Here is a 26,892-nt window from a genome sequence, read left to right on the forward strand (position 1 = left end):
CTGGGCCTGTTTATAGGTCATCTCGCCTTTTTCGACCTGCTCAACAACGGCTATTTTAAAGGATAGAGGATAATCGCATTGGGTGCGTTTGAACTCAGTCATCATCACGTTCTCCGGATTTAAGTCAGGAACGTGTCAACGCTATTCAGGACGGGTCAGAAGCATAAAAAAAGCCGGATAATTGTTTATCCGGCTTTTCCGTTTCAAAACAAAGGCGGGGTTACACTTCCAGCCAGTTCATAATGCCATCAGCAGCTTTACGGCCTTCGGCAATAGCGGTAACCACCAGATCCGAACCACGCACAATGTCGCCACCGGCAAAGATTTTCGGGTTGCTGGTCTGGAACGCGTTCTCGTTGCCTTCCGGCGCGATGATACGGCCCTGCGAGTCCAGCTCAACGCTGTGTTTCGCCAGCCATTCCATGCTGTGAGGACGGAAGCCAAACGCCATCACCACGGCATCTGCCGGCACCACATGCTCAGAGCCCGGGACGATTTCTGCGCGACGACGGCCTTTTTCATCCGGTTTGCCCATCTCGGTACGCGCCATTTTCACGCCGCTCACTTTACCGTTGGCATTGATTTCCACACCCAGCGGCTGAACGTTGAACTGAAACTCAACGCCTTCTTCACGCGCATTTTTTACTTCGCGACGGGAACCCGGCATGTTTTCTTCATCGCGGCGATAGCCACAAATCACATGCTTCGCACCCTGACGAATAGACGTACGCACGCAGTCCATTGCGGTATCGCCACCGCCGAGAACCACAACGCGCTTGCCTTCCATATTGATATACGGCTCATCTGCGGAGTCACCAAAGCCCATGATCTGCTTGGTGTTGGCAATGAGGAACGGCAACGCATCAAAGACACCGTCCGCATCTTCGTTTTCCAGCCCGCCACGCATTGACTGATAGGTGCCCACGCCCAGGAATACGGCATCGTAATCTTTGAGCAGGTCATCAAGCTGTACGTCGCGACCGACTTCGGTGTTCAGTTTGAACTCAATACCCATGTCGGTGAAGATTTCACGGCGGCGGGTCATCACCTCTTTTTCCAGCTTGAAGGCCGGGATACCAAAGGTCAGCAGACCGCCGATTTCCGGGTGACGGTCAAACACGACGGCTTTGACGCCGTTACGGGTCAGCACGTCGGCGCAGGCAAGCCCTGCCGGACCGGCGCCGATGATGGCAACGCGTTTGTCGGTTTGCTTCACGCCAGTGAGGTCCGGACGCCAGCCCATTTCGAACGCTTTATCGTTGATATAGCGTTCGATATTGCCGATGGTCACCGCGCCGAACTCATCGTTCAGCGTACAGGAGCCTTCACACAGGCGGTCCTGCGGGCAAACGCGCCCACAGACTTCCGGCAGGGTGTTGGTCTGGTGTGACAGCTCAGCGGCTTCAAAAATACGTCCCTCATTGGCCAGCTTCAGCCAGTTCGGGATGTAGTTGTGGACCGGACATTTCCACTCGCAGTATGGGTTACCACAGGAGAGGCAGCGATCTGCCTGCGCCTTGGCCTGGCCTTCCGAAAATGGCTCGTAAATCTCAATAAATTCAATTTTACGGATCTTCAGCGGTTTCTTCGGCGGATCGACACGCTGTAAGTCTATAAACTGGTATACGTTCTGACTCATTGCTACCCCTTACTGCGCCTGCACCCGCAGCTCAGCTGCGGAACGACTACGGTGACCTAACAGAGCTTTCACATCGCTGGATTTTGGTTTAACCAGGGCGAACTTCGTTGAGAAGGTCGGCCAGTTCGCCAGGATCTCTTCGCCACGTGAAGAACCGGTATGTTGTACGTGCTCGGTGATCAGACCGCGCAGATGCTCTTCGTGGATAGCGAGGTCATCGACGCTCAGCACTTCCACCAGTTCCGGGTTCACGCGTTTGCGGAATTCGCCGTCTTCATCCAGTACGTAGGCGAAGCCGCCCGTCATACCTGCGCCAAAGTTGACGCCCGTTTTGCCGAGGATACAGACGATACCACCGGTCATGTATTCGCAGCCGTTATCACCAATACCTTCAACCACGGTGATTGCACCGGAGTTACGCACCCCGAAACGCTCACCTGCGCGGCCTGCGGCGTACAGACGACCACCAGTTGCGCCGTACAGGCAGGTGTTACCGATAATGCTTGCTTCATGGCTACGATAAGCTGAGCCCACCGGCGGGCGAACCGCCACTAAACCACCTGCCATGCCTTTGCCTACGTAGTCGTTAGCATCGCCAGTCAGGTACAGCTCAACGCCGCCTGCGTTCCACACGCCGAAGCTCTGGCCTGCGGTACCGCTGAAGTGCGCTTTGATTGGGTCAGCAGCCAGCCCTTGATCGCCATGGGATTGCGCGATATAGCCGGACAGTGACGCGCCGACAGAGCGGTCAGTGTTGCGAATGTCAAACCAGAACGTTTTGCTCTGGCGTTCATCAACAAAAGGTTTCGCCTGTTGCAGCAGCTGTGCATTGAGCACGCCATTATCAAACGGCGGGTTGTTCTCGGTACAGAACAACGCTTTGCCCGGATGCGGTTCAGCGGTTTCCAGCAGTTTGGACAGATCCAGCTTCTGCTGTTTGGCGGTAAACCCGTCCAGCTCTTTGAGCAGGTCAGTACGACCAATCAGGTCGACCAGGCGTTTTACGCCTAACTGCGCCATCAACTCACGGGTTTCACGGGCGATAAATTCAAAGTAGTTGGTCACTTTGAACGGCAGGCCGTGATAGTGGTTTTTACGCAGTTTGTCATCCTGAGTTGCCACACCGGTTGCGCAGTTGTTGAGGTGGCAAATACGCAGGTATTTACAGCCCAGGGCTACCATCGGGCCGGTGCCGAAGCCGAAGCTTTCTGCCCCCAGAATCGCCGCTTTAATGATGTCCTGGCCGGTTTTCAGACCGCCATCGGTTTGCAAACGAATTTTGTGACGCAGACCGTTAGCCACCAGCGCCTGTTGGGTTTCCACCAGGCCCAGCTCCCACGGGCAGCCCGCGTATTTCACGGAGGAGAGCGGGCTTGCACCCGTACCGCCGTCATAACCTGCAATGGTGATCAGGTCCGCGTAGGCTTTCGCCACACCGGTTGCGATGGTGCCAACGCCCGGTTCGGAAACCAGTTTCACGGAGATCATCGCTTTCGGGTTGACCTGTTTGAGGTCGAAAATCAGCTGCGCCAGATCCTCGATAGAGTAAATATCGTGGTGCGGCGGAGGTGAAATCAGGGTCACACCCGGAACGGAATAACGCAGTTTGGCGATGTACGGGGTCACTTTGTCACCCGGTAACTGACCGCCTTCACCCGGTTTCGCGCCCTGAGCGACTTTAATCTGGATCACGTCAGCGTTAACCAGATACGCCGGGGTCACGCCGAAGCGACCAGAGGCGACCTGCTTGATACGTGACACTTTATTGGTGCCGTAACGCGCCGGATCTTCGCCGCCTTCGCCGGAGTTAGAGAAGCCGCCGAGGCTGTTCATGGCCTCTGCCAGTGCTTCGTGGGCTTCCGGGCTCAGTGCGCCAATCGACATCGCTGCGGTGTCAAAACGTTTGAACAACTCGCTCGCGGGTTCAACATCATTGATGCTGACCGTTTCGCCGTTCGGGGTGATTGCCAGCAGGTCGCGCAGCGTTGCCGCCGGACGCTCGTTCACCAGTTTTGCATACTGCTGATAATCGCTGTATTCGCCGCTCTGCACTGCCTGCTGGAGGGTACGCACCACGTCCGGGTTATAGGCGTGGTATTCGCCGCCATGAACGTATTTGAGCTGTCCGCCTTGTTCCAGCGGCTTACGTGCCAGCCAGGCGCGTTTGGACAGGTTCAGCAGGTCCTGCTGGAAGTCAGAGAAACTTGCGCCGCTGATGCGGCTGACAGCACCCTGGAAGCACAGACCGGATACATCTTCATGCAGGCCGACCGCTTCGAACAGTTTCGAGCAACGGTAGGAGGCAATGGTCGAGATGCCCATTTTGGACATGATCTTGTACAGACCTTTATTGATGCCGTTCCGGTAGTTCAGCATCACGGTACGGTAATCTTTCTCGATAGCTTTGCTGTCGACCAGCTTAGCCAGCGTTTCGTAGGCCAGGTACGGATAGATGGCGGTGGCACCAAAGCCCAGCAGCACGGCAAAATGGTGCGGGTCACGAGCGCTTGCGGTTTCAACAATGATGTTGGCGTCGCAGCGCAGGCTCTTATCCACCAGGCGAGTCTGGATCGCCCCTACCGCCATCGGTGCCGGGACCGGCAGGCGATTTTTGGCGATAGCACGGTCAGACAGCACCAGCAGTACCGTACCGTTACGCACCATCTGTTCAGCTTTATCGCACAGCGCCTTGACCGTCTCTTCCAGCGTGGTTTGCGTCACGTCGAAGGTGATGTCCAGCACGTCAGCACGATAGTGCTCTTCTTTAATCGTGGTGAGCTGGGTGAAATCGGAGTACAGCAGAATCGGTGATTTAAAGGTCAGGCGGTGCGCCTGGCCTTCCGCTTCACAGAAGACGTTCATCTCACGACCGATACTGGTTGCCAGCGACATGACATGGGCTTCACGCAGGGGGTCGATTGGCGGGTTGGTCACCTGCGCAAACTGCTGACGGAAGTAGTCATAAATAATACGCGGCTGGCTGGAGAGCACGGCAAACGGGGTATCGTCACCCATTGAACCGACGGCCTCCTGGCCATTTTCGCCCAGTACGCGAATAACCGAATCCAGCTCTTCAAAGCTGTAGTTAAACTGTTTCTGGTAGCTCGACAGCAGGTCATCATCCATTTCACGGGTGCCAACCTGATCGTCAGCCAGATCTTCAAACGGCACCAGACGACGGACGTTTTTCTCCATCCACTCTTTATAAGGGTGGCGGCTTTTCAGATCGTCATCGGTTTCAGCGGAATGGAGAATACGACCACCACGGGTGTCGATAACCATCAGTTCGCCAGGGCCAACGCGACCTTTTTCGACCACTTCATCAGGCTGGTAATCCCAGATCCCGACTTCTGAGGCACAGGTAATCAGCTTATCTTTCGTGATTACGTAGCGCGCAGGACGCAGGCCGTTACGGTCGAGGTTACAGGCGGCGAAACGGCCGTCGGACATCACGATACCGGCCGGGCCATCCCAGGGTTCCATGTGCATGGAGTTGAAGTCGAAGAATGAACGCAGGTCCGGATCCATATCCGGGTTGTTCTGCCAGGCTGGCGGAACCAGCAGACGCATGGCACGGACGATGTCCATACCGCCTGCCAGCAGCAGCTCAAGCATATTATCCATTGAACTGGAGTCAGAGCCGGTTTCGTTGACGAACGGCGCGGCATCATGAAGATCCGGGATCAATGGCGTTTTGAATTTATAGGTACGTGCGCGTGCCCACTGACGGTTACCGGTGATGGTGTTGATTTCACCGTTGTGCGCCAGGTAGCGGAACGGCTGGGCCAGCGGCCAGCGTGGTACGGTATTGGTGGAAAAACGCTGGTGGAACAGGCAAATGGCCGATTCCAGACGTAAGTCCGCCAGATCCAGATAGAAACGCGGCAGGTCTGTCGGCATACACAGACCTTTATAAATGTTCACGACATTGGAGAGGCTGCAAACGTAGAAATCTTTATCTTCCACCAGACGCTTTTCGATGCGACGACGGGCGATAAACAAACGGCGTTCCATATCACGTGGACGCCAGCCTGCCGGGGCATTAACGAAAATCTGCTCAATGCGGGGCAGCGAGGAGAGCGCGATTTCACCAAGCACGCCTTCATTGGTTGGCACATCGCGCCAGCCAACAATCGACAGCGTTTCTTGCTGAAGTTCTTCTTCGACCACACGGCGAGCGGCGGCGGCTTTATCAGGGTCCTGATTAAGGAACAGCATGCCGACAGCGTAATTTTTGGCTAAGCGCCAGCCACGTTCTTCGGCAACAATGCGGAAGAAGCGATCGGGTTTTTGCAGCAGCAAACCACAACCATCACCGGTTTTACCATCGGCGAGAATTGCGCCACGGTGCTGCATACGGGCCAGTGCGTGTATGGCGGTACGCACTACCTTGTGGCTAGGTTCGCCTTCTATGTGGGCGATCAGGCCGAAACCACAGTTATCCCTCTCAAGGGATTTATCGTACAACATATCAGTGAACCTCCCCAGGCTCTACGGGACTCCCTCCTGACCGACGCGCACAGGCGTAAAAAGAGCATGGCGACGGGGCATATGCCTCGAATGTCGCCCTCTTTAATTTCCTTTTCGCATCGGTACACAAGTATTGAGGACTTGCTTAAGAGGGAATCACAATAACTGCATAAATATGATGAGCAGACTGCTCATCCAGAAAGCTTCCAGCGGATTCCCAACTTATCGGGAATCCGTATTCAGGTCAAATGCCAGGCTTATTTATACAATAATGTGCTAAATGCATCTTAAGCGCATGAATATAATCAGTATTTAACCTTTTTTACATTGTTGGAACCCAATAGTAACGCGCTCCGTTATGTGATCTTACTCACTATCGGAAAGCGTGGTTATTGCGCCACTGTACTAACTTACGAGTACCTTTCGGTGTTTTATCCTGCTGTATTTATGCTTTGCGATTAAAAACACTGTTTTGCAGGCGTGACATTATTTTTGCAAAATATCGCGCGAACATAAGGAAAAGTAATTGTCTTCAATGTGAATGAAATTGCGGTAATATCGATTTTTTATGCAGTAGATAAAAGCGTTGCCGGGCGTTTGATCCACATCATCGCCGTCGGAAGCTAAAAATGGCAGGCTTGGCCCTTTCCAGAGCACGGCCTTTCAGATTATGCAGTTACAAAAATTAGTCAATATGTTTGGTGGGGATCTTGCCCGCCGCTATGGTGAAAAAGTTCATAAACTCACCTTACACGGTGGTTTTAGCTGTCCAAATCGTGATGGCACAATCGGGCGTGGCGGCTGTACGTTTTGCAACGTTGCCTCCTTTGCCGACGAAGCGCAGCAGCATCGTTCCATCGCCGAGCAGCTGGCCCACCAGGCTCACCTGGTGAATCGGGCAAAACGTTATCTCGCCTATTTTCAGGCTTACACCAGTACCTGGGCTGAAGTTCAGGTCCTGCGTTCCATGTATCAGCAGGCTGTCAGCCAGGCCAGCATTGTCGGGTTATGCGTCGGTACGCGCCCCGATTGTGTTCCGGAGGCGGTGCTTGATCTGCTCAGCGAATACCATGATTTAGGTTATGAGGTGTGGCTGGAGCTTGGGCTGCAAACGGCACACGATAAAACACTGCATCGTATCAATCGCGGCCATGATTTCGCCTGCTACCAGAATACGACCCGGCTGGCCCGTGAGCGCGGGCTGAAAGTCTGTAGCCACCTGATCGTCGGGTTGCCGGGGGAAGGGCAGGCAGAATGCCTGCAAACGCTCACTCGCGTGGTGGAGACCGGCGTTGACGGTATCAAACTGCATCCCCTGCATATTGTGAAAGGCAGTACCATGGCGAAAGCCTGGCAAGCCGGACGCCTGAGCGGCATCGAACTGGCAGATTACACGGTGACTGCGGGGGAGATGATTCGCCATACGCCGCCTGACGTCATTTATCATCGTATTTCCGCCAGCGCCCGTCGTCCGACATTGCTGGCTCCGCTGTGGTGCGAAAACCGCTGGACGGGGATGGTTGAGTTGGATCGCTACCTCAACGAACGGGGAGTCCAGGGTTCCGCCCTTGGGCGCTGCTGGACGCCCGTCCCGCAGTCTTTAGCCGCCGAAAAAATCTGCGGGTGAAGACCAGATCTCAATCATTGCCGCATTTTTCGCACAACCTTCAACGCCTTGCTCAGAATTGAGTATTATTGAGCGGAATTGTTTGAGGAAATCGTTATGAAGCAAATCCGTTTACTGGCGCAATATTACGTCGACCTGATGATGAAGCTCGGCCTGGTGCGTTTCTCTATGCTGCTGGCACTGGCGCTGGTGGTGCTTGCGATTGTCGTGCAGATGGCGGTGACCATGGTGCTGCATGGGCAGGTGGAAAGCATCGACGTGATCCGCTCTATCTTTTTTGGTCTGCTTATTACCCCCTGGGCAGTCTATTTTCTGTCGGTGGTCGTTGAGCAGCTGGAAGAGTCGCGCCAGCGTCTGTCACGGCTGGTCGATAAGCTCGAGGAGATGCGCGATCGTGACCTCAAACTGAACGTCCAGTTGAAGGACAATATCGCCCGGCTCAATCAGGAGATGGCGGACCGCGAAAAGGCTGAAGCGGAGCGGTCATCGACCTTTGAACGCCTCAAGATTGAGATGCAGGAGCGTGAACAGACGCAGATCCAGCTTGAACAGCAGTCGACATTTTTACGCTCTTTCCTCGACGCTTCGCCGGACCTGGTGTTCTATCGCAACGAGGACAAAGAATTCTCTGGCTGCAACAGAGCAATGGAGTTGCTTACCGGGAAGAGCGAAAAGCAGCTTATTAAACTCAAGCCACAGGATGTGTATACCCCGGAAGCGGCGGAAAAAGTCATTGAGACCGATGAAAAAGTGTTCCGTCACAATGTCTCGCTCACCTATGAGCAGTGGCTGGATTACCCGGACGGGCGCAAAGCCTGTTTTGAAATCCGCAAAGTTCCCTATTATGACCGCGTAGGCAAGCGCCACGGGCTGATGGGCTTCGGACGCGATATTACCGAGCGTAAGCGTTATCAGGACGCTCTGGAGCGAGCCAGCCGCGATAAGACCACCTTTATCTCTACCATCAGCCATGAGCTGCGTACGCCGCTTAATGGCATTGTCGGTCTGAGCCGTATTCTGCTTGATACCGAACTGAGCGATGAGCAGGAAAAATACCTGAAGACCATTCATGTCTCCGCCGTCACGCTGGGAAATATCTTCAACGATATTATCGACATGGATAAAATTGAACGGCGTAAAGTCCAGCTGGATAATCAACCCGTTGATTTCACCAGCTTCCTGGCCGATCTGGAGAATTTATCCGGCCTGCAGGCGCACCAGAAAGGGCTGCGTTTTGTGATGGAGCCAACTCTGCCTCTGCCACATAAAGTGGTGACCGATGGCACACGTCTGCGCCAGATCCTCTGGAACCTTATCAGCAACGCCGTCAAGTTTACCCGCGAAGGGCAGGTCACGGTGCGCGTGCGCTACGATGAGGGCGACATATTGCACTTCGAGGTGGAAGATTCCGGTATGGGAATTCCTCGTGAAGAGCTCGATAAAATCTTCGCCATGTATTACCAGGTCAAAGACAGCGACGGTGGCAAACCCGCCACCGGAACCGGCATTGGCCTTGCGGTCTCCCGACGGCTGGCAAAAAGCATGGGCGGCGATATTGTGGTGGCCAGCCAGGCAGGTAAAGGCTCGCTCTTTACCCTTACCGTGCATGCCCCTGCGCTGGCGGAAGAGGTGGAAGATGCTTTTGAGGATGATGATATGCCGCTGCCGGCCCTGCACGTGCTGCTGGTGGAGGATATTGAGCTCAATGTCATTGTCGCGCGTTCGGTGCTGGAAAAACTGGGCAGCAGCGTGGATGTGGCTATGACCGGTAAAGCGGCGCTTGAGATGTTCCGGCCAGGCGAGTACGACCTGGTCTTGCTGGATATCCAGTTGCCGGACATGACCGGGCTGGATATTTCCCGTCTGCTCACCAGCCAGTTCTCCCGTGATGATCTTCCGCCCCTGGTGGCCCTGACGGCTAACGTCCTGAAAGATAAAAATGAGTATCTTGAGGCCGGAATGGATGACGTGTTAAGCAAACCGCTGGCAGTCCCGGCATTAACTGCCATGATTAAAAAATTCTGGGATACCAGTGTCAACGAGGATGAGACGATGACCGCAACGGATAACAAATCGCAAAATCTGCTGGATGTTGCCATGCTCGAGCAGTACATGGAGCTGGTCGGGCCGAAACTGATTACTGACGGCGTAGCGGTGTTTGAGAAAATGATGCCTGGCTACCTTAGCGTGCTGGAGTCAAATTTAACCGCCAGAGATCAAAAAGGGATCGTTGAAGAAGGGCATAAGATCAAAGGTGCTGCGGGATCAATAGGCCTGCGCCATCTGCAACAGTTAGGGCAGCAAATCCAGTCTCCGGATCTTCCTGCATGGTGGGATAACGTTGGTGAATGGATCGAAGAGATGAAACAGGAGTGGCAACAGGATGTGGCGGTGTTGAAAACCTGGGTAGCGGACGCTGGAAAAAAATGACCCCGGATTAACCGGGGTGCGCGAATACTGCGCCAACACCAGGGAAATCGTGGCTGCGCCGTAAAGTTATAGATTTTTTTTACAAGGGCGGAGTCTGAAAAATTGAACTGCACGCACATAAGATAGCAAATCTTAAATGATATGTTACATCAATCAGTGAAATGTGTGAAGCATAGCGTCCTTATCAAAATTTTTAATTATCTACCGCCTGTTGGTTAAAGGATAAGCGAAATGAAAAAAGTCGGAGTCGTACTCAGTGGGTGTGGTGTTTATGATGGTTCGGAGATCCATGAAGCGGTGATTACTCTCCTTGCGATCGCCCGGGAAGGCGCTGAAGCGGTGTGTTTTGCCCCTGATAAACTCCAGTCTGATGTGATCAATCATTTGACCGGCGATCCCATGAATGAAAGCCGAAATGTGTTGATCGAAGCGGCCCGTATCGCCCGCGGATCTATCCAGTCACTGGCGCATGCATCAGTAAACGATCTGGATGCGCTCATTGTTCCCGGCGGATTTGGCGCGGCAAAAAACCTCAGCAATTTTGCAAGCCAGGGAGGCGAATGCGTGGTCGATGCCGGGCTAAAACGTCTGGCGCGTGAGATGCATCAGGCGGGTAAACCGCTCGGCTTTATCTGCATTGCCCCGGCCATGCTGCCGAAAATTTTCGATTTCCCGCTACGCCTGACCATAGGTACGGACATCGACACGGCGGAAGCGTTGCAGGATATGGGCGCAGAGCATGTGCCTTGCCCGGTGGACGACATCGTGGTCGATGAAGATAACAAAGTGGTGACAACCCCGGCGTATATGCTGGCGCAGAACATCGTTGAGGCGGCAACGGGCATTGAAAAGTTGGTGGCGCGTGTGCTGGTACTCACGAAATGAGAGGAGTGAGTGGTCCGCTTAAAATCCGGATCAAACGACTACTTTTACGGATGGCGCTGGCGCTGGCTATTTTCTGGGGCGGAGGCATTATTCTGTTCAGTTTTCTGCCCGTTCCTTTCTCCGCGGTGATGGTTGAGCGGCAGGCGAAGGCCTGGCTTACGGGTGATTTTGGCTATGTTGCGCATTCGGACTGGGTTTCCATGGATGAGATCTCGCCCTGGGTAGCGCTGGCGGTGATCGCTTCAGAGGATCAGCGTTTCCCGGAACACTGGGGTCTGGATTTTGGCGCGATCGAAAAAGCCCTGTCGCATAATGAGCGGCATGAAAACCGCATTCGTGGCGCATCGACAATTTCCCAGCAGACGATGAAAAACCTGCTGCTATGGGATGGCAAGAGCTGGTTGCGTAAAGGGCTGGAGGCGGGTCTGACGCTCACGATGGAGGTTGTCTGGACCAAGCGACGGATCCTTACTGTCTATCTGAATATTGCTGAGTTCGGTGACGGAGTATTTGGCGTGGAAGAGGCCGCGCAGCGTTATTTCCATAAGCCTGCCAGCAAGCTCACGATGTCGGAAGCCGCACTGCTGGCGGCAGTGTTACCCAATCCCCACCGCTTTCGGGCTGATGCGCCTTCGGGGTATGTGCGCAGTCGGCAGGCGTGGATCCTGCGTCAGATGCGTCAGTTAGGTGGGGAAACATTTCTGGAGCGCAACCGGCTCCATTGATTGAATACTGGTGATTGAAGCGTGCGGCCCTCTCCGGCAGGAGAGGGTTACTCTTCGTCAAATCCGGCATTAAATAGTGCAATAACCGCGGCCAGCGCCTCTTCTTCCTGAGGGCCATTTGCTTCAATTTCAATCTGTCGTCCTTTGGCTGAATCCAGCATCAGCAAGGCGATCACGCTGCTGGCTTCCGCTTCCGTTCCCTCGTCATTGCGCAGGAGAACTTCAGCATCAAACCCCTGAACCAGTTCAAACAGTTTCATGGCCGGGCGCGCATGCATACCCAGCCTGTTGGTGATTTCGACAGTTTGTTTTACGGTCATGTTTTACGTTTTTCCAGCGTACGGTGACGGGACTGAACGTTTTTGCCGCGCGAACGGAAGTAATCGGCAAGCTGTTCAGCAACATAGACAGAGCGGTGCTTACCACCAGTACAGCCAATCGCCACGGTCAGGTAGCTACGGTTATTGGTTTCCAGCATCGGCAACCAAAGTTCGAGATAACTGCGCGTCTGGTAGATGAAATTGTGGACTTCGGTGTGCCTGTCGAGGAAGGCGGCGACAGGTCTGTCGAGGCCGGTCATCGGACGAAGTTTGGGGTCCCAGTGCGGGTTTGGTAAAAAGCGGACGTCGAAAACATAGTCGGCGTCTATTGGGATCCCGTGCTTAAAGCCAAAGGATTCAAACACCATCGTCAGCTCGCGTTCACGCTTGCCAAGCAGGCGGGTTCGCAGCATCTCTGCCAGCTCATGTACCGACATTTCAGAAGTGTCGACGATGAGATCCGCACGGGAGCGCAGAGGTTCAAGAAGATTGCTTTCTTCATCAATAGCGCTTTCCAGAGATAAATTTTTGCTGGAAAGCGGATGCAGGCGGCGGGTGTCGCTGTAACGGCGAATTAAGGTGTTGCGATCGGCATCGAGGAACAGCAACTGCGGCGAGAAATACTCTGGCAGGTTACTCATGGCCTGCTCAAAGATTTCAGGCGATTCCGGCATATTACGCACATCGATACTGACAGCCGCTGAGGTTTGTCTGTCGGCCAGGGTTCTTGCCAGTTCAGGAAGCAGGACGACGGGCAGGTTATCGACGCAGTAAAATCCCATGTCTTCCAGCGCGCGCAACGCAACGGATTTCCCCGAGCCAGAACGACCACTCACAATCATCAGGACCATGGGCCATTTCTCCTCACTGCCATGGATGAAACGGTGACGAATTGGCTACGCATCGTCCTGTTCGCCTTCTGTCAGCGTGATGATTTGGTACAGTTCTTCATCACTTTGTGCAGAGCGCAGGCGGCGACAGATGGTTTTGTCAGCCAGGCGTTTTGCCACTAAAGAGAGGGTATGTAAGTGCGTTTTTGTCTGGTCAGCTGGCACAAGGAGTGCAAACAGCAGATCGACAGGTTGGTTATCAATGGCATCAAAGGCAATCGGCGTTTCCAGTTGCACAAAAACACCCACCGCGCGAAGCGTATCTTCTTCGAGCTTGCCATGAGGGATAGCAATCCCATTGCCAATACCCGTACTGCCCATTTTCTCGCGCGTGAGGATCGCTTCGAAAACCACCTGAGGCGGCAGGCTTAACTGCTTTGCGGCAAGCTCACTGATGATCTCCAGCGCACGTTTTTTGCTCTGGCAGTGAACGCCACTACGGGTACATTCCTGGTTAAGGACATTGCTCAATTGTAGAGCGGAATCGTTGTTCATCATAATTTCACCTGAGCAATGCCAGTGCAGTCACCCTACCGGGTCGCGGTAGGGTGGAAATGCACCAGGCTCATGCCCGGACAATTAGTGTTGTTTCAGTTTATCTTTATGTTTCGTCAGCTGGCGCGCCAGTTTATCAATTAAACCGTCAATAGCAGCGTACATATCCTGACCTTCCGCACTGGCATGAATTTCACCACCATTTACATGCAAAGTCGCATCCGAGGTATGAGTCACTTTCTCCACTTTCAACACAATATAGACCTGATTAATCCTCTCGAAGTATTGCTCGAGTTTCGCGAACTTGGCATTGACAAATTCACGCAGGGCCTCGGTGATCTCGACGTTCTGTCCTGTGATGTTAAGCTGCATAGTGTCTTCCTTATCGGTTGGGTCAGACCAGCTGTTTACGCTGATTTGACGGCGGAATGGATAAAGACTCTCGATATTTTGCAACGGTACGCCGCGCTACCATGATGCCCTGGTCGGACAGCATGGACGTCAGTTTACTGTCACTCAGTGGCTTCGCAGGATTCTCTGCGGCGATCAATTTTTTCACCAGCGCCCGGATTGCCGTCGACGAGGCTTCGCCGCCACCTTCGGTATTCACGTGGCTGGAGAAAAAATATTTGAGTTCAAAAATGCCTCGCGGACTGTGGAGGTATTTTTGCGTGGTCACACGGGAGATGGTCGATTCATGCATCTCAACGGCCTGGGCGATATCCGCCAGCACCATCGGTTTCATGAACTCCTCTCCCTGTTCAAAAAAGGCTTGCTGCTGTTCGACGATGCAGCGACTTACCCGAAGCAGGGTGTCGTTACGGCTTTCCAGACTTTTTATCAGCCACTTCGCATCCTGTAAATTACTGCGAATAAACTGGCTGTCTGCATCGTTACGCGCACCGCCACACATTGCGGCGTAGTGCTGATTGATTTGCAAACGCGGGATGCTGTCTGAGTTCAGTTCCACCACCCAGCGGGTGTTGTGTTTACGAACCAGTACATCCGGAATGACATACTCAGGTTCGCCGGTCTGGATTGACTGACCCGGACGCGGATCCAGCGACTGGATTAAATTCACTGCTTCTTTCAGTACATCTTCTTTCAGACGGGTAACGCGCATCAGGGTGCGGAAATCATGATTAGCCAGCAGATCAAGATGCTCACTGATGATCAGCTGCGCTTCATCGCGCCAGGGCGTGTCTTTGGCAAACTGTGAAAGCTGGATTAGCAGACAGTCACGCAGATCTTTTGCCGCGACGCCCACCGGGTCGAAACGCTGGATACGCTTAAGCACCGCTTCGATTTCATCAAGGCCAATCTCTTCATCCCCCATGCTCTCAAGGATATCTTCCAGGGGCACGGTGAGGTAACCGGTATCGTCCACGGCATCAACAATGGAGGTTGCGATGGCCCGGTCAGTGTCGGAGAAAGGCGTCAGCTCCACTTGCCACATCAGGTAATCCTGCAATGACTGCGTGGTTTCGCCCTGATAGACGGGCAGTTCGTCATCAATGTAATCGGTGCTGCTACCGGAAGGCGTGCCTGCGGTGTAGATCTCGTCCCAGCTGGCATCCAGAGGTAACTCTTCTGGCATATCTTTCTGTTCGAGCGCATCTACGCTGTCGAGGTTTTCGCTATCCTGAGACTGCTGCGTTTCCACTTCTTCATGAAGATCGGTTTGTTCCAGCAACGGGTTACTCTCCAGCGCTTGCTGAAGTTCTTGCTGGAGTTCCAACGTGGACAGCTGTAACAGGCGAATAGCCTGTTGCAGCTGCGGCGTCATGGCCAGCTGTTGGCTGAGCCTTAATTGCAAACCTTGCTTCATATTCAGAGCAGTACTCTCCGACTAAACACGTCAATAAACTCTACCCTATCAGAGTCTGAAGTCTTCCCCAAGATATACGCGCTTAACGTGTTCGTCTTCAAGGATTTGCTGTGGGGTTCCATGGGCGATTAAGTGGCCCTGACTGACGATATAGGCACGCTCGCAGACTGCCAGAGTTTCACGCACGTTGTGGTCGGTGATTAACACACCCAGCCCACTGTCACGTAAATGCTCAATGATACGTTTGATGTCGATAACGGAAATCGGGTCAACGCCGGCAAAGGGTTCATCCAGCAGAATAAACTTAGGATTAGCCGCCAGGGCGCGGGCGATTTCTACACGACGACGTTCACCGCCGGATAATGCCTGGCCAAGGCTATCGCGCAGGTGTTCAATATGAAACTCTTCCATCAATTCGTTCGCCCGGTCAGTGCGCTGTTCTGCGCTGAGGTCGTCCCGAATCTGCAGGACGGCCATCAGGTTATCAAAAACGCTGAGGCGACGGAAAATGGACGCTTCCTGTGGAAGATAGCCGATACCACGACGGGCACGCGCATGCAGCGGCAGCAGGCTAATGTCTTCATCATCAATAATGATATTGCCAGCATCGCGCGGCACAATGCCCACGACCATGTAAAACGTGGTGGTCTTCCCGGCGCCATTAGGGCCTAACAGGCCGACGATCTCACCCGAATTGACGGTCAGGCTCACGTCTTCCACGACGCGACGACCTTTGTAGGCCTTCGCGAGATTCTTTGCAGTTAATGTTGCCATAACGTATTAGTTACTCTTTTTTTGCGCCGGAGCCGGGTTTTGATTCTGATCGTTGCTCTTATTCTGCAACTGCGACGGTACCAGAACCGTGGTGACACGTTTACCTTTCTCGCTGAACGCCTGCATCTTCTGCTCTTTCACCAGGTAGGTGATTTTGTCGCCTTTGATATTGCTATCAAGCTGTTCAAGATAGGCATTGCCCGTCAGAACCACAAAGTCTTTGGCCAGTTCGTAATGCATATGTGAGGCATGGCCTTTTACCGGTTTACCGTTGTCCTGTAACTGATAAAAGGTCGCTGGATTGCCGTAACCGTCAATCACCTCTTTTCCCTGCTCTCCGCCAGGACGTGTTACCACAACTTTGTCAGCGTTAATTTTGATCGTGCCCTGGGTCACAACAACATTACCGGTGAAGGTGACGACGTTGCCCTGCATATCCAGAGATTGTTGATCCGAGTCGATATGGATTGGCTGTTCAGTATCACCAGTGACCGCAAGCGCCGGAAGGCTGGCAGCAAAAAGGACGCTGGCCAGGGCAACATTAAGGCTGAGTTTGTTTGTTTTGAATTTCATATGAGCTTCTAACCTTTTCAATCAGCTCTGCGGTTTTGCTGCGTAAATTGCCGCGCATTTTCAGGCCGGTGGAATTAAATGTCGTTCCGTATAACGTCACCTGGTCATCGGAGGTCACATCCTGAGTGACCAGATTTATTTGGGCGTTATCCGTCGTAATTTTTCGTAGTTGAGCGTCCGCAGTCAGCGCGTTGACCTCAACATTGCCGTAAAGATAAAGCATTCTGTCGTTGGTCAGTTTGGCTTTATCCGCCTTAATCGACCAGCCAGGGGTTTTGTCTTTATCAAAGGTCGTCAGGACTGGCTGGGTAAACCATGTGACCGCGTCCGTAGAGAAATACTCCACATGCTGGGCGATCAGTCGGTAGTTCAGGGCGCCTTCCGGGCTGTAGACTACCGTATCGGTATGCTCGCTTTTATACGTTGGATCACTGTTGTTGGTGTTTACGGGGGCCGGTTGTTCCCGGTCCGCCAGATTGACGCCAATCAGTACCAGTACGAGCAGCGCCAGCATGATGATGACCCAACGTATGGTTTTACTCATATTGATTGCCCTTTGGCCTCATCAAGTTTACCTTGCGCCAGTAATAATAAATCGCAAACTTCACGGACGGCGCCACGGCCTCCGGCAATGCGCGTAATGTAATCCGCGCGAGGGATCAACAGCGGGTGCGCATCTGCAACGGCAACGCTCAGGCCAATTTCTGCCATCACCGGCCAGTCAATCAGGTCATCACCGACATAAGCCACCTGCTCCGGCTGCAATGCAAACTTCGTCAACAGCTCACGGTAGGCCAGCAGTTTGTCTGACTGACCCTGGTAAAGATGCGCTATCCCTAAGGTTTCGCAGCGGTCTTCTAATAGTTTAGCTTTTCGCCCGGTAATGATGGCCACTTCAATGCCAGATGTTAATGCACAACGGATACCGTAACCATCGCGAACATTGAAGGCTTTCAGCTCTTCGCCATTGTTGCCCATATAGATCAGGCCATCCGATAACACGCCATCGACATCCAGTATCAACAGCTGAATTTTTTCCGCTTTCGCCATGACCTGGGTGCTAACAGGACCGTAGCAGGTCTCTACCGACGAACCAACATTACTCATTTACTCATCCTTTTTATACGACGCCTGCGCGCAGCAAATCATGCATATGTACCACACCCAGCAACTGGTCGCCATCGGCAACCAGAACAGATGTTATATGGCGTGATTGCATGACATTCAGGGCTTCTACCGCCAGAATATCAGGCCTTACGCGGATGCCGCCCGGCGTCATTACATCTTTGATGCCGAGGCTACGGACATCGGCACCCATATCGAAAACCCGACGTAAATCACCGTCGGTGAAAATACCTTCAATTTTCATCAAATCATCGCAGATGACGGTCAGACCGAGATTCTTGCGGGTGATTTCCAGTAGTGCATCACGCAGACTCGCCTCTTTGCTGACGCGCGGGATTTCGTCACCGGTGTGCATGATATCGCTCACACGCAGCAGAAGCTTGCGCCCTAATGCGCCGCCCGGATGGGAAAGCGCAAAATCTTCGGCGGTAAAACCCCGGGCTTTGAGCAAGGCGACTGCCAGTGCATCCCCCATAACTAATGCCGCAGTGGTGCTGGACGTTGGGGCCAGACCCAGCGGGCATGCCTCTTTGGGAACCTTGACGCACAAATGGATATCTGCCGCCCGACCCATGCTACTTTCAGGCCGGCTGGTCAGGCAAATTAATAATATCTTCAGTCGCTTAAGGACCGGAATCAGGGCCAGGATCTCGTTCGACTCTCCGGAATTCGACAGCGCAATCACCACGTCGTTTTCCTCAACCATGCCGAGATCGCCGTGCGCGGCTTCGCCAGGATGCACGAAGAAAGACGAGGTGCCGGTGCTGGCAAAGGTCGCGGATATTTTACGGGCAATGTGGCCCGATTTTCCCATTCCCATGACGGCGACTTTGCCGCGGCAATAGAATATCTTCTCACAAGCCCTGGCAAAATCTTGATTGATATACTGATCGAGATGCGCGAGGCCTTCACGCTCAATATTCACAACGTCCCGCCCGGCTTGCTGAAAGTCGAAACCCTGTTGCAGATCTAAATGCGACATAATGTGCTTCCGCTTATCCTGTCAAATGCGGCGTTAACCAGAACAACAACGCCAGCCAGATAAAGAATCCGCCCAGCAACAGAGCGCCGGGGCCCCTGCCGGTTGGGCGTTTGCGTCGCCAGCAGATAAAGGCAAAGATGATGCTCACCAGCAGCATGACGCCATAATCTCGCGTGAAGGCGAGGGGATTAAACGCCCCTGGCGCAATCAGCGCCGGTAACCCCAGAACCAGTGTGATATTGAAAATATTCGAGCCGATAATATTGCCAATGGCAATATCGTCTTCACCTTTACGTGCGCCAGCAATCGCGGTGGCGAGCTCTGGCAGGCCAGTGCCAATGGCAATCACGGTGAGGCCAATAGTGAGCTCACTCATGGCGAAGTAGTTGGCCATTACCGTGGCATTATCCACCACCATCCGCGTGGCCATTGGCATGATAATTAATGCGATGCCAAGCCACAAGAAAGCCACCGGCAGGCTACCGTCACGGGGCAATTCGGCCAGTTGCTCACGGGTCAGGCTATCATCCCCCTGCTGTTCTGCCTGGCGGGCGATGTTAACAATGAACACCAGCCACAGCACGGCGAGAAGCAGTAAAAAAATACCGTCAAGCCTGGTCAGTTGCCCGTCGAACAGCACCATCCCTGCAAGCGTACTGGCCACCAACATTAACGGCAACTCACGGCGTAAGATATCGGAATGCACGGTAAAAGGCTGGAGAAACGCGGCGAGGCCCAAAATCAAAAGAATATTTGTGATGTTGGAACCGATAGCCGTTCCGATTGCCAAATCAAGTTGCCCGTGCATTGAAGCGGCGACGGCGACAATGATTTCCGGCAGAGAGGTGCCAATGCTGACGACGGTCATGCCAATCAGCAAAGGGGGAATACCCAACGTTCGGCACAGAATGGAGGCTGCGAACACCAGACGGTCGGCGCTGTAGACGACCAAAAGCAAACCAATTATTAATAGCGCCGTCGCTAAAAGCATCTAACGTCCTTTCTTGAGGTATAATCTGCCGGTCCGCAGGCTGCGATCGCCGGGAAATACCGGGAATGACGAGCGGTGTAAAGAAGTCTTAATTTTGACTTTATGCGGCTCAAAAGTAAAACAAATGCCAGCTTTCGCTAACTCTGGCAGGTAATATTCTGTAAAAATGTCGGGTTCTTGATGTTATCGGCCATAGCGCCTGGATCCGGCAGGCTTATAAGGAAGAAAGAATGAGCCAGACAGTGGCGAATCTCGTCGATATTCATGGTGTGAGTTTTTCACGTAGCAACCGTCCGATTTTTGACAACATCTCACTGGTGGTGCCACGCGGAAAGATCACTGCGATCATGGGGCCATCCGGGATTGGCAAAACGACGCTTTTACGCCTTATTGGTGGGCAGATCCCTCCTGACAAAGGCGAGATTTTGTTTGACGGTGAAAACATTCCGCAGATGAGTCGTTCCAGACTATTCACCGTGCGTAAAAGAATGAGCATGTTGTTTCAGTCAGGCGCGCTCTTTACTGATTTAAATGTTTTTGAAAATGTGGCCTACCCGCTGCGTGAACACACAAATTTACCCGAAGCTTTGCTCAAAAGTACGGTGATGATGAAGCTCGAAGCGGTCGGTTTGCGCGGTGCGGCTAAATTAATGCCTTCCGAGCTGTCGGGCGGTATGGCACGCCGTGCTGCACTGGCCCGCGCAATCGCGCTGGAACCCGATTTGATCATGTTCGACGAACCTTTTGTTGGTCAGGATCCGATTACAATGGGGGTGCTGGTTAAGCTGATTTCTGATCTGAACAGCGTGCTGGGTGTGACCTGTATTGTGGTTTCCCACGATGTTCCCGAAGTGCTGAGTATCGCCGACTATGCGTACATCGTTGCGGATAAGAAAATCGTTGCGCACGGCAGCGCGCATGGGCTGCAAGAGAACAATGATCCTCGCGTTCGTCAGTTCCTTGACGGTATTGCTGATGGCCCGGTTCCCTTCCGTTACCCCGCAGGTGAGTATCAATTCGATTTATTAGAGACAGGGAGTTAAGACACTCATGCTGCTACAAGCACTGGCGTCGTTAGGGCATCGCGGGATCAAAACGATCGCGACCTTCGGTCGTGCCGGTTTAATGCTGTTTAATGCGATCGTAGGCAAGCCTGAAGTCCGTAAACATGCGCCGTTATTAGTACGCCAGCTTTATCATGTTGGCGTCCTGTCTATGCTGATTATCCTTGTTTCCGGCGTCTTCATCGGTATGGTATTGGGCCTGCAGGGTTACCTGGTGCTGACGACGTACAGCGCGGAAACCAGCCTTGGTATGCTGGTGGCGCTATCGCTTCTGCGCGAGCTGGGGCCCGTTGTTGCGGCGTTGCTGTATGCCGGTCGTGCGGGTTCAGCGTTGACCGCAGAGATCGGCCTGATGCGCGCGACTGAGCAACTTTCAAGTCTAGAGATGATGGCGGTGGATCCGTTGCGTCGGGTCATTGCTCCGCGCTTTTGGGCGGGGGTGATTTCGCTTCCTCTGCTGACTATTATTTTTGTTGCCGTCGGGATTTGGGGCGGATCGCTGGTGGGTGTGAACTGGAAAGGAATCGACTCAGGTTTCTTCTGGTCGGCGATGCAAGATGCGGTCGACTGGCGTCTTGACCTGATCAACTGCCTGATTAAAAGCGTCGTGTTCGCGATCACTGTAACCTGGATTGCCTTATTCAATGGTTATGACGCGATCCCGACTTCTGCCGGGATTAGCCGGGCGACGACACGCACTGTTGTGCACTCTTCACTGGCTGTCCTTGGCCTTGATTTTGTGCTCACCGCATTGATGTTTGGGAATTAAGTTCATGCAAACGAAAAAAAGTGAAATTTGGGTTGGTATTTTTGTACTGGTGGCACTGCTGGCTGCGCTCTTTATCTGTCTGAAAGCCGCGGATGTTGCGTCAATGCGTACTGAGCCCACTTACCGTATCTATGCCACCTTCGATAACATTGGTGGCCTGAAAGCACGCTCTCCTGTTCGTATTGGTGGCGTCGTAGTGGGTCGGGTTGCAGATATTGAACTGGATCCTAAAACGTATCTGCCGCGCGTTTCGCTGGATATTGAGGAGCGTTATAACCAGATCCCGGACACCAGCTCATTAGCGATTCGGACATCAGGGCTTTTGGGCGAGCAGTATCTGGCGCTGAACGTTGGTTTTGACGATCCTGAGCTGGGAACTTCTATGCTTAAAGAGGGGAGCACCCTTCAGGATACCAAGTCCGCTATGGTTCTTGAGGATCTGATCGGACAATTCCTTTACAACAGTAAAGGGAGTGACAATAAGAATTCTGGCGATGCGCAGCCGCAACAACAGGAACATACTTCCAGCGCACCGTCTGCCGGTTCGGCGAATTAACGAGGAGATTTGAGGCATGTTTAAACGTCTGTTAATGGTGGCTATGCTGATCGTTGCGCCGCTGGGTCTTGCCAGCGCGGCAGATCAAAGCAATCCATATAAAGCGATGCAGGAGGCGGCGCAGAAGACATTCGATCGCCTTAAAAACGAGCAGCCGAAAATTCGCGCCAACCCGGATTATTTGCGCGATGTGGTGGATCAGGAATTGCTGCCCTATGTGCAGGTGAAGTATGCGGGTGCGTTAGTGCTGGGCCGCTATTATAAAGATGCGACCCCGGCACAACGTGAAGCCTATTTTGCCGCTTTCCGCGAGTATCTGAAACAGGCGTATGGCCAGGCGCTGGCGATGTATCACGGTCAGAGCTACCAGATTGCGCCGGAACAACCGCTGGGCGATGCCACTATCGTGCCGATCCGCGTGACCATCATCGATCCTAATGGCCGTCCTCCGATTCGTCTGGATTTCCAGTGGCGCAAAAATACTCAGTCCGGCAACTGGCAGGCTTATGACATGATTGCTGAGGGCGTGAGCATGATCACCACCAAGCAAAACGAATGGAGCGATCTGCTGCGTACCAAAGGCATTGATGGCCTGACGGCGCAGCTGCAGTCTATTTCTCAGCAGAAAATCAGCCTGGAAGAGAAAAAATAATGGCGGTTCAGCTTAGCTGGACGCGAGAAAGCGAGCGGCTGGCATTACAGGGCGATCTGGATCAGGACGTGCTTAACCCTTTATGGGAAGCACGTGTTGAGGTGATGGATGGGGTTAAGTGTATCGATTTACAGAGTGTTACGCGTATTGACACCGCTGGGGTTGCGCTGCTGATCCATCTTATCGATCTGGGTAAAAAACAGGGTCATCAGGTTTCGCTTGAAGGTGTCAGTGAAAACCTGAAGACGCTGGCTGACTTGTATAATTTGCCCGTGGACGTACTGCCCCGCTAACTTTTTCAGTACGTTACTCTCACAAGCCTCGTTTGATTTATCAGCGAGGCTTTTTGCTTATTTAAGACCGCGCCACTTTCCTCTAAGATGTGTGGCTTGTTTTCACTATCAGATGAAATTAACGCCCATGGAAAATCATGAAATTCAGACAGTGCTGATGAATGCACTCTCTCTCCAGGAAGCCCACGTCACTGGCGATGGCAGTCACTTTCAGGTTATTGCTGTGGGTGAGGTATTTGACGGCATGAGCCGCGTCAAGAAACAGCAGGCAGTATATGGCCCATTAGCGGAATATATTGCGGACAACCGCATTCATGCTCTGTCGATCAAAGCGTACACGCCGCTGGAATGGGCGCGCGATCGCAAACTAAACGGTTTTTGAGCTACGGGCGCATGCCCGCAGCACGTGTGAATTCTTAACAGAGAACAGATGAATGGATAAGTTTCGTGTACAGGGGCCAACCCGGCTCCAGGGTGAAGTCACAATTTCAGGCGCAAAAAACGCCGCGCTGCCTATCCTTTTTGCCGCACTGCTGGCAGAGGAGCCGGTTGAAATCCGCAACGTTCCGAAACTGAAAGACATCGACACCACCATGAAGCTGCTCAGCCAACTGGGCACCAAGGTGGAACGCAATGGATCCGTGTGGATCGATGCGAGCAACGTAAATGTTTTCTGTGCGCCTTACGATCTGGTTAAAACCATGCGTGCTTCTATCTGGGCGCTGGGGCCGCTGGTGGCGCGTTTTGGTCAGGGTCAGGTTTCATTGCCAGGCGGCTGCGCTATTGGTGCGCGTCCGGTTGATTTGCACATCACCGGCCTGGAACAGCTTGGCGCCGAAATCAAACTGGAAGAAGGTTACGTTAAGGCGAGTGTTGCCGGGCGTCTGAAGGGTGCCCATATCGTGATGGACAAAGTCAGCGTCGGTGCGACGGTGACCATTCTGTCGGCGGCGACGCTGGCTGAAGGGACGACCATCATTGAAAACGCAGCACGTGAACCGGAAATTGTTGATACCGCCAACTTCCTCAATGCGTTAGGGGCGAAGATAACCGGGCAGGGTACCGATCGTATCACCATCCAGGGCGTTGAGCGTCTGGGGGGCGGTACCTATCGTGTGTTGCCCGATCGTATCGAAACCGGTACTTTCCTGGTAGCGGCAGCCATCTCCGGCGGCAAGATTGTGTGCCGGAACGCGCAGCCTGACACCCTGGATGCTGTACTGGCTAAGCTGCGTGAAGCCGGTGCCGACATTGAAGTGGGTGAAGACTGGATTAGCCTGGATATGCATGGCAAACGGCCGAAAGCGGTTAACGTTCGCACTGCGCCACATCCGGCTTTCCCGACCGACATGCAGGCACAGTTTACGCTGCTCAACCTGGTTGCTGAAGGGACCGGGGTTATCACCGAAACGATTTTCGAAAACCGCTTTATGCATATCCCTGAGCTGATTCGTATGGGAGCGCATGCGGAAATCGAAAGCAACACGGCGATTTGCTACGGCGTGGAAAAATTATCCGGCGCACAGGTGATGGCTACGGATCTGCGTGCATCTGCAAGCCTGGTGCTGGCAGGGTGTATTGCGGAAGGCACCACTGTTGTCGACCGTATTTATCACATTGACCGTGGTTATGAGCGTATCGAAGATAAACTGCGTGCGCTTGGCGCTAACATCGAACGCGTGCAAGGCGAGTAATCGTCGGATTTAACCGCTTAAGCAGCCCCTGCTCATTGCAGCGAGGGGCTGTTCTTCTGCCTTATTTTGCCCTTTTTTGCCGCATCAAACTGGTTCGGTCTATGAACTCATGCGTCACCGGATCATGGTAACGCGACGGCCAGATCACCCAGGGCTCCGTCTCCAGCGCTCGTGCGATGATCAGTTCTCCTTTCGGCCAGGAGCGACTTAACGCATTCGCCAGTGTTGAAGACGATAATCCATTCTTACGAGACTCTGCGGCCAGTGATGTCCCTTTTTTATGCAACCCTGCAATGATGTCCGCCGTATGCCAGTCAATAAATTTACTTTCCATATGCTTCTCCCTGGTCTCAGACCTCTGCCTGAAGATGACAGTAAGTCAGTATGTGCCAATATACATATGCAGGAGCTTGAGATCTAAAAAGTTCATGTAAGTTCTTTTAAATTAAGAATTCACCAAGACTGAGAAGTGTGGGTTTATTGCGGTTTTATAGATGCTATGAGAGGATTTTTTGAAACTTTCCCGCTCTTTATAGCGGGAAAGTTTTTGCGATTAATGGTCGCGCTGAACGGCGATATGCGCCAGGCCAATAAGGGCTTCACGCCACGGAGAATCAGGAAGGACTTGCAGGGCGCTGATGGCTTTGTCTGCTTCTTCCTCTGCGCGTTGGCGGGTCCACTCCAGGGAACCACATTCGGCCATCGCTTCCAGAACCGGTTCCAGAAGATGACGACCATTCCCCTGTTCAATGGCCTCGCGAATCATGCGTGCCTGCTCTGGTGTGCCGTGGTGCATCGCATGGAGTAGCGGTAACGTCGGTTTGCCTTCGTTAAGGTCATCCCCGGTATTTTTACCGAGCGTTTCACCGTCTGCACTGTAATCCAGTAAATCATCAATCAGCTGGAATGCTGTACCCAGATAGCGACCATAATCCTTCAGGCCATTTTCCTGAGCTTGCGTACACTCCGCCAGCATGCCTGAACATTGTGCAGCCGCTTCGAACAGGCGCGCCGTTTTGCTGTAGATGACGCGCATATAGTTTTCTTCGCTGATATTGGGGTCGTTGACGTTCATCAACTGCAAAACTTCGCCTTCAGCAATAACGTTCACCGCCTCGGACATCACCTCCAGCACGCGTAATGACCCCAGGCTGGTCATCATCTGAAACGCGCGTGTATAGATAAAGTCCCCGACTAACACGCTGGCGGCATTGCCAAAAGCGGCGTTAGCCGTCGCTTTGCCACGACGCATATCGGACTCATCCACAACATCGTCGTGTAAGAGGGTGGCAGTGTGGATAAACTCGATTAACGCAGCGATAGTGACATGCGCATTACCTTCATAACCCACCGCGCGAGCCGCGAGTACAGCGATCATCGGACGGATCCGTTTACCGCCACCGCTCACGATGTAATAACCCAACTGGTTGATTAACTGAACATCCGAGTTGAGCTGCTGTAGGATCGTCGCATTAACACCCGCCATATCTTGCGCGGTTAACTCATTGATTTTTTCTAAATTCATCGCAAAAGCCGGGCTTTCAGTCCTGTTTACCACATATCAAAATGGGATAACAAAGGGTTACGGGTTAGAATAGTATTGCTGATTGTACTGAAAAAACGCGCCAGATAAACGTCGCAGTACGTGTTGTGTTTTTTTTCTTCATGGAGTGATGCTAGCACTTGTCAAAGGCGCAGGTTTTGCGTAATATTCGCGCCCTATTGTGAATATTTTTAGCGCGCTCTTAATAATTAATAAGCTGTGCGCAGAAGCGGAGTTTTTTATGTACGCGGTTTTCCAAAGTGGTGGTAAACAACACCGAGTAAGCGAAGGTCAGACCGTTCGCCTGGAAAAGCTGGACATCGCAACTGGCGAATCTGTTGAATTCGCTGAAGTTCTGATGATCGCAAACGGTGAAGAAGTCAAAATCGGCGTTCCTTTCGTTGATGGCGGCGTAATCAAAGCTGAAGTTGTTGCTCATGGTCGTGGCGAGAAAGTTAAAATCGTTAAGTTTCGTCGTCGTAAACACTACCGTAAGCAGCAGGGCCATCGTCAGTGGTTCACTGATGTGAAAATCACTGGCATCAGCGCTTAAGACAGGGGAGCAGA

27 protein-coding genes are annotated in these 26,892 nt (G+C 53.0%); 12 read left to right on the forward strand and 15 right to left on the reverse strand.

Translation table 11 applies throughout. From position 1 onward, the window contains the following. Positions 1-220 precede the first annotated feature (220 nt). Together ACSZO4_RS05425 and gltB are read right to left on the reverse strand one after the other, a co-directional pair. Positions 221-1,639: a glutamate synthase small subunit gene (locus ACSZO4_RS05425; protein ID WP_437887852.1), complete on the reverse strand. Its 1,419-nt coding sequence runs from the start codon at positions 1,637-1,639 to the stop codon at positions 221-223. Between the two features lie 9 nt (positions 1,640-1,648). After that, positions 1,649-6,109 (reverse strand): glutamate synthase large subunit, encoded by a 4,461-nt coding sequence (gene gltB / locus ACSZO4_RS05430; RefSeq protein ID WP_437887853.1) that lies wholly within the window; start codon positions 6,107-6,109, stop codon positions 1,649-1,651. A 670-nt stretch (positions 6,110-6,779) separates the two neighbouring features. On the opposite strand from gltB, the gene ACSZO4_RS05435 reads away from it, so the two are divergent. The 4 genes from ACSZO4_RS05435 to mtgA all read left to right on the forward strand — a co-directional run bounded on the left by ACSZO4_RS05435 (position 6,780) and on the right by mtgA (position 11,776). Then, a complete protein-coding gene (locus tag ACSZO4_RS05435) occupies positions 6,780-7,736 on the forward strand; it encodes a TIGR01212 family radical SAM protein (RefSeq protein WP_437887854.1) in 957 nt (318 codons plus the stop codon). Between the two features lie 96 nt (positions 7,737-7,832). Then, positions 7,833-10,166: an aerobic respiration two-component sensor histidine kinase ArcB gene (arcB, locus tag ACSZO4_RS05440; protein WP_437887855.1), complete on the forward strand. Its 2,334-nt coding sequence runs from the start codon at positions 7,833-7,835 to the stop codon at positions 10,164-10,166. A 231-nt stretch (positions 10,167-10,397) separates the two neighbouring features. Next, a complete protein-coding gene (elbB, locus tag ACSZO4_RS05445) occupies positions 10,398-11,051 on the forward strand; it encodes an isoprenoid biosynthesis glyoxalase ElbB (protein WP_437887856.1) in 654 nt (217 codons plus the stop codon). Positions 11,052-11,056: 5 nt separating this feature from the next. Further along, positions 11,057-11,776, forward strand: coding sequence for a monofunctional biosynthetic peptidoglycan transglycosylase (gene mtgA / locus ACSZO4_RS05450; protein WP_437887857.1), 720 nt, complete (start codon positions 11,057-11,059; stop codon positions 11,774-11,776). A gap of 47 nt (positions 11,777-11,823) precedes the next feature. On the opposite strand, the gene npr is transcribed toward mtgA, so the two are convergent. From npr to ACSZO4_RS05505, 11 genes are all read right to left on the reverse strand, one after another. Further along, on the reverse strand, positions 11,824-12,096 hold the full coding sequence (gene npr / locus ACSZO4_RS05455; protein ID WP_437887858.1) for a PTS phosphocarrier protein NPr: 273 nt from the start codon (positions 12,094-12,096) through the stop codon (positions 11,824-11,826). Continuing rightward, positions 12,093-12,947, reverse strand: a complete 855-nt coding sequence (gene rapZ, locus ACSZO4_RS05460; RefSeq protein WP_437887859.1) for an RNase adapter RapZ — start codon at positions 12,945-12,947, stop codon at positions 12,093-12,095. The genes npr and rapZ overlap by 4 nt, the downstream gene beginning before the upstream one ends. Positions 12,948-12,992: 45 nt before the next feature. Further along, on the reverse strand, positions 12,993-13,484 hold the full coding sequence (ptsN, locus tag ACSZO4_RS05465; protein ID WP_437887860.1) for a PTS IIA-like nitrogen regulatory protein PtsN: 492 nt from the start codon (positions 13,482-13,484) through the stop codon (positions 12,993-12,995). 81 nt (positions 13,485-13,565) lie between these two features. Continuing rightward, complete coding sequence (gene hpf / locus ACSZO4_RS05470) at positions 13,566-13,853, reverse strand: ribosome hibernation promoting factor (RefSeq protein WP_437887861.1); 288 nt, start codon at positions 13,851-13,853, stop codon at positions 13,566-13,568. A 22-nt stretch (positions 13,854-13,875) separates the two neighbouring features. Continuing rightward, positions 13,876-15,309, reverse strand: coding sequence for an RNA polymerase factor sigma-54 (rpoN, locus tag ACSZO4_RS05475; protein WP_437887862.1), 1,434 nt, complete (start codon positions 15,307-15,309; stop codon positions 13,876-13,878). 48 nt (positions 15,310-15,357) lie between these two features. Next, entirely contained in the window at positions 15,358-16,083 is a 726-nt protein-coding gene (lptB, locus tag ACSZO4_RS05480; RefSeq protein WP_437887863.1) for an LPS export ABC transporter ATP-binding protein, read from the reverse strand. A gap of 6 nt (positions 16,084-16,089) precedes the next feature. Then, on the reverse strand, positions 16,090-16,656 hold the full coding sequence (gene lptA, locus ACSZO4_RS05485; protein WP_437887864.1) for a lipopolysaccharide ABC transporter substrate-binding protein LptA: 567 nt from the start codon (positions 16,654-16,656) through the stop codon (positions 16,090-16,092). Continuing rightward, a complete protein-coding gene (lptC, locus tag ACSZO4_RS05490; RefSeq protein ID WP_437887865.1) occupies positions 16,625-17,200 on the reverse strand; it encodes an LPS export ABC transporter periplasmic protein LptC in 576 nt (191 codons plus the stop codon). The genes lptA and lptC overlap by 32 nt, the downstream gene beginning before the upstream one ends. Then, positions 17,197-17,763 carry a 3-deoxy-manno-octulosonate-8-phosphatase KdsC gene (gene kdsC, locus ACSZO4_RS05495; RefSeq protein WP_437887866.1) on the reverse strand — a complete coding sequence of 189 codons (567 nt, stop codon included), beginning with the start codon at positions 17,761-17,763 and terminating at the stop codon, positions 17,197-17,199. Before kdsC ends, lptC begins: the two co-directional genes overlap by 4 nt. Positions 17,764-17,776: 13 nt before the next feature. Further along, positions 17,777-18,763 carry an arabinose-5-phosphate isomerase KdsD gene (kdsD, locus tag ACSZO4_RS05500; RefSeq protein WP_437887867.1) on the reverse strand — a complete coding sequence of 329 codons (987 nt, stop codon included), beginning with the start codon at positions 18,761-18,763 and terminating at the stop codon, positions 17,777-17,779. Positions 18,764-18,776: 13 nt separating this feature from the next. Then, positions 18,777-19,754, reverse strand: coding sequence for a calcium/sodium antiporter (locus ACSZO4_RS05505; protein ID WP_437887868.1), 978 nt, complete (start codon positions 19,752-19,754; stop codon positions 18,777-18,779). 230 nt (positions 19,755-19,984) lie between these two features. Here ACSZO4_RS05505 and mlaF point away from each other — a divergent pair, with 230 nt between their 5' ends. From mlaF to murA, 7 genes are all read left to right on the forward strand, one after another. Next, on the forward strand, positions 19,985-20,797 hold the full coding sequence (gene mlaF, locus ACSZO4_RS05510) for a phospholipid ABC transporter ATP-binding protein MlaF (RefSeq protein WP_437887869.1): 813 nt from the start codon (positions 19,985-19,987) through the stop codon (positions 20,795-20,797). Between the two features lie 7 nt (positions 20,798-20,804). After that, on the forward strand, positions 20,805-21,587 hold the full coding sequence (mlaE, locus tag ACSZO4_RS05515) for a lipid asymmetry maintenance ABC transporter permease subunit MlaE (RefSeq protein WP_437887870.1): 783 nt from the start codon (positions 20,805-20,807) through the stop codon (positions 21,585-21,587). A 4-nt stretch (positions 21,588-21,591) separates the two neighbouring features. Then, positions 21,592-22,143, forward strand: coding sequence for an outer membrane lipid asymmetry maintenance protein MlaD (gene mlaD / locus ACSZO4_RS05520; RefSeq protein WP_437887871.1), 552 nt, complete (start codon positions 21,592-21,594; stop codon positions 22,141-22,143). Between the two features lie 16 nt (positions 22,144-22,159). Continuing rightward, positions 22,160-22,795 carry a phospholipid-binding protein MlaC gene (gene mlaC, locus ACSZO4_RS05525; protein ID WP_437887872.1) on the forward strand — a complete coding sequence of 212 codons (636 nt, stop codon included), beginning with the start codon at positions 22,160-22,162 and terminating at the stop codon, positions 22,793-22,795. Beyond that, a complete protein-coding gene (gene mlaB, locus ACSZO4_RS05530; protein WP_437887873.1) occupies positions 22,795-23,088 on the forward strand; it encodes a lipid asymmetry maintenance protein MlaB in 294 nt (97 codons plus the stop codon). Before mlaC ends, mlaB begins: the two co-directional genes overlap by 1 nt. Positions 23,089-23,215: 127 nt before the next feature. Continuing rightward, positions 23,216-23,470 carry a BolA family iron metabolism protein IbaG gene (gene ibaG, locus ACSZO4_RS05535; protein ID WP_437887874.1) on the forward strand — a complete coding sequence of 85 codons (255 nt, stop codon included), beginning with the start codon at positions 23,216-23,218 and terminating at the stop codon, positions 23,468-23,470. A gap of 52 nt (positions 23,471-23,522) precedes the next feature. Next, positions 23,523-24,782 (forward strand): UDP-N-acetylglucosamine 1-carboxyvinyltransferase, encoded by a 1,260-nt coding sequence (gene murA / locus ACSZO4_RS05540; protein ID WP_437887875.1) that lies wholly within the window; start codon positions 23,523-23,525, stop codon positions 24,780-24,782. Between the two features lie 61 nt (positions 24,783-24,843). Here the strand turns inward: murA and sfsB are convergent, their stop codons facing one another. Together sfsB and ispB are read right to left on the reverse strand one after the other, a co-directional pair. Beyond that, the gene (gene sfsB / locus ACSZO4_RS05545; protein ID WP_437887876.1) at positions 24,844-25,116 is read right to left on the reverse strand and encodes a DNA-binding transcriptional regulator SfsB; all 273 of its coding nucleotides are present in this window, start codon (positions 25,114-25,116) and stop codon (positions 24,844-24,846) included. Between the two features lie 219 nt (positions 25,117-25,335). Continuing rightward, complete coding sequence (gene ispB, locus ACSZO4_RS05550) at positions 25,336-26,307, reverse strand: octaprenyl diphosphate synthase (RefSeq protein ID WP_437887877.1); 972 nt, start codon at positions 26,305-26,307, stop codon at positions 25,336-25,338. Between the two features lie 259 nt (positions 26,308-26,566). Between ispB and rplU the strand changes: the two genes are divergently transcribed. Continuing rightward, positions 26,567-26,878 (forward strand): 50S ribosomal protein L21, encoded by a 312-nt coding sequence (rplU, locus tag ACSZO4_RS05555; protein ID WP_003025032.1) that lies wholly within the window; start codon positions 26,567-26,569, stop codon positions 26,876-26,878. Positions 26,879-26,892: the final 14 nt, after the last annotated feature.

Source organism: Phytobacter sp. V91, assembly GCF_965644225.1.
Taxonomy (GTDB): domain Bacteria; phylum Pseudomonadota; class Gammaproteobacteria; order Enterobacterales; family Enterobacteriaceae; genus CBFFRJ01.

Excerpts from the sequence above, each read along its gene's own strand:
- rplU (WP_003025032.1), top strand. The coding sequence starts at position 26,567 with ATGTACGCGGTTTTCCAAAGTGGTGGTAAACAACACCGAGTAAGCGAA.
- mlaC (WP_437887872.1), top strand. The coding sequence starts at position 22,160 with ATGTTTAAACGTCTGTTAATGGTGGCTATGCTGATCGTTGCGCCGCTG.
- murA (WP_437887875.1), top strand. The coding sequence starts at position 23,523 with ATGGATAAGTTTCGTGTACAGGGGCCAACCCGGCTCCAGGGTGAAGTC.
- elbB (WP_437887856.1), top strand. The coding sequence starts at position 10,398 with ATGAAAAAAGTCGGAGTCGTACTCAGTGGGTGTGGTGTTTATGATGGT.
- arcB (WP_437887855.1), top strand. The coding sequence starts at position 7,833 with ATGAAGCAAATCCGTTTACTGGCGCAATATTACGTCGACCTGATGATG.
- ACSZO4_RS05435 (WP_437887854.1), top strand. The coding sequence starts at position 6,780 with ATGCAGTTACAAAAATTAGTCAATATGTTTGGTGGGGATCTTGCCCGC.
- kdsC (WP_437887866.1), bottom strand. The coding sequence starts at position 17,763 with ATGAGTAATGTTGGTTCGTCGGTAGAGACCTGCTACGGTCCTGTTAGC.
- mlaE (WP_437887870.1), top strand. The coding sequence starts at position 20,805 with ATGCTGCTACAAGCACTGGCGTCGTTAGGGCATCGCGGGATCAAAACG.
- lptB (WP_437887863.1), bottom strand. The coding sequence starts at position 16,083 with ATGGCAACATTAACTGCAAAGAATCTCGCGAAGGCCTACAAAGGTCGT.
- ACSZO4_RS05425 (WP_437887852.1), bottom strand. The coding sequence starts at position 1,639 with ATGAGTCAGAACGTATACCAGTTTATAGACTTACAGCGTGTCGATCCG.
- ibaG (WP_437887874.1), top strand. The coding sequence starts at position 23,216 with ATGGAAAATCATGAAATTCAGACAGTGCTGATGAATGCACTCTCTCTC.
- hpf (WP_437887861.1), bottom strand. The coding sequence starts at position 13,853 with ATGCAGCTTAACATCACAGGACAGAACGTCGAGATCACCGAGGCCCTG.
- ptsN (WP_437887860.1), bottom strand. The coding sequence starts at position 13,484 with ATGATGAACAACGATTCCGCTCTACAATTGAGCAATGTCCTTAACCAG.
- mlaD (WP_437887871.1), top strand. The coding sequence starts at position 21,592 with ATGCAAACGAAAAAAAGTGAAATTTGGGTTGGTATTTTTGTACTGGTG.
- rpoN (WP_437887862.1), bottom strand. The coding sequence starts at position 15,309 with ATGAAGCAAGGTTTGCAATTAAGGCTCAGCCAACAGCTGGCCATGACG.
- lptA (WP_437887864.1), bottom strand. The coding sequence starts at position 16,656 with ATGAAATTCAAAACAAACAAACTCAGCCTTAATGTTGCCCTGGCCAGC.
- npr (WP_437887858.1), bottom strand. The coding sequence starts at position 12,096 with ATGACCGTAAAACAAACTGTCGAAATCACCAACAGGCTGGGTATGCAT.
- ACSZO4_RS05505 (WP_437887868.1), bottom strand. The coding sequence starts at position 19,754 with ATGCTTTTAGCGACGGCGCTATTAATAATTGGTTTGCTTTTGGTCGTC.
- kdsD (WP_437887867.1), bottom strand. The coding sequence starts at position 18,763 with ATGTCGCATTTAGATCTGCAACAGGGTTTCGACTTTCAGCAAGCCGGG.
- gltB (WP_437887853.1), bottom strand. The coding sequence starts at position 6,109 with ATGTTGTACGATAAATCCCTTGAGAGGGATAACTGTGGTTTCGGCCTG.
- sfsB (WP_437887876.1), bottom strand. The coding sequence starts at position 25,116 with ATGGAAAGTAAATTTATTGACTGGCATACGGCGGACATCATTGCAGGG.
- rapZ (WP_437887859.1), bottom strand. The coding sequence starts at position 12,947 with ATGGTCCTGATGATTGTGAGTGGTCGTTCTGGCTCGGGGAAATCCGTT.
- lptC (WP_437887865.1), bottom strand. The coding sequence starts at position 17,200 with ATGAGTAAAACCATACGTTGGGTCATCATCATGCTGGCGCTGCTCGTA.
- mlaB (WP_437887873.1), top strand. The coding sequence starts at position 22,795 with ATGGCGGTTCAGCTTAGCTGGACGCGAGAAAGCGAGCGGCTGGCATTA.
- ispB (WP_437887877.1), bottom strand. The coding sequence starts at position 26,307 with ATGAATTTAGAAAAAATCAATGAGTTAACCGCGCAAGATATGGCGGGT.
- mlaF (WP_437887869.1), top strand. The coding sequence starts at position 19,985 with ATGAGCCAGACAGTGGCGAATCTCGTCGATATTCATGGTGTGAGTTTT.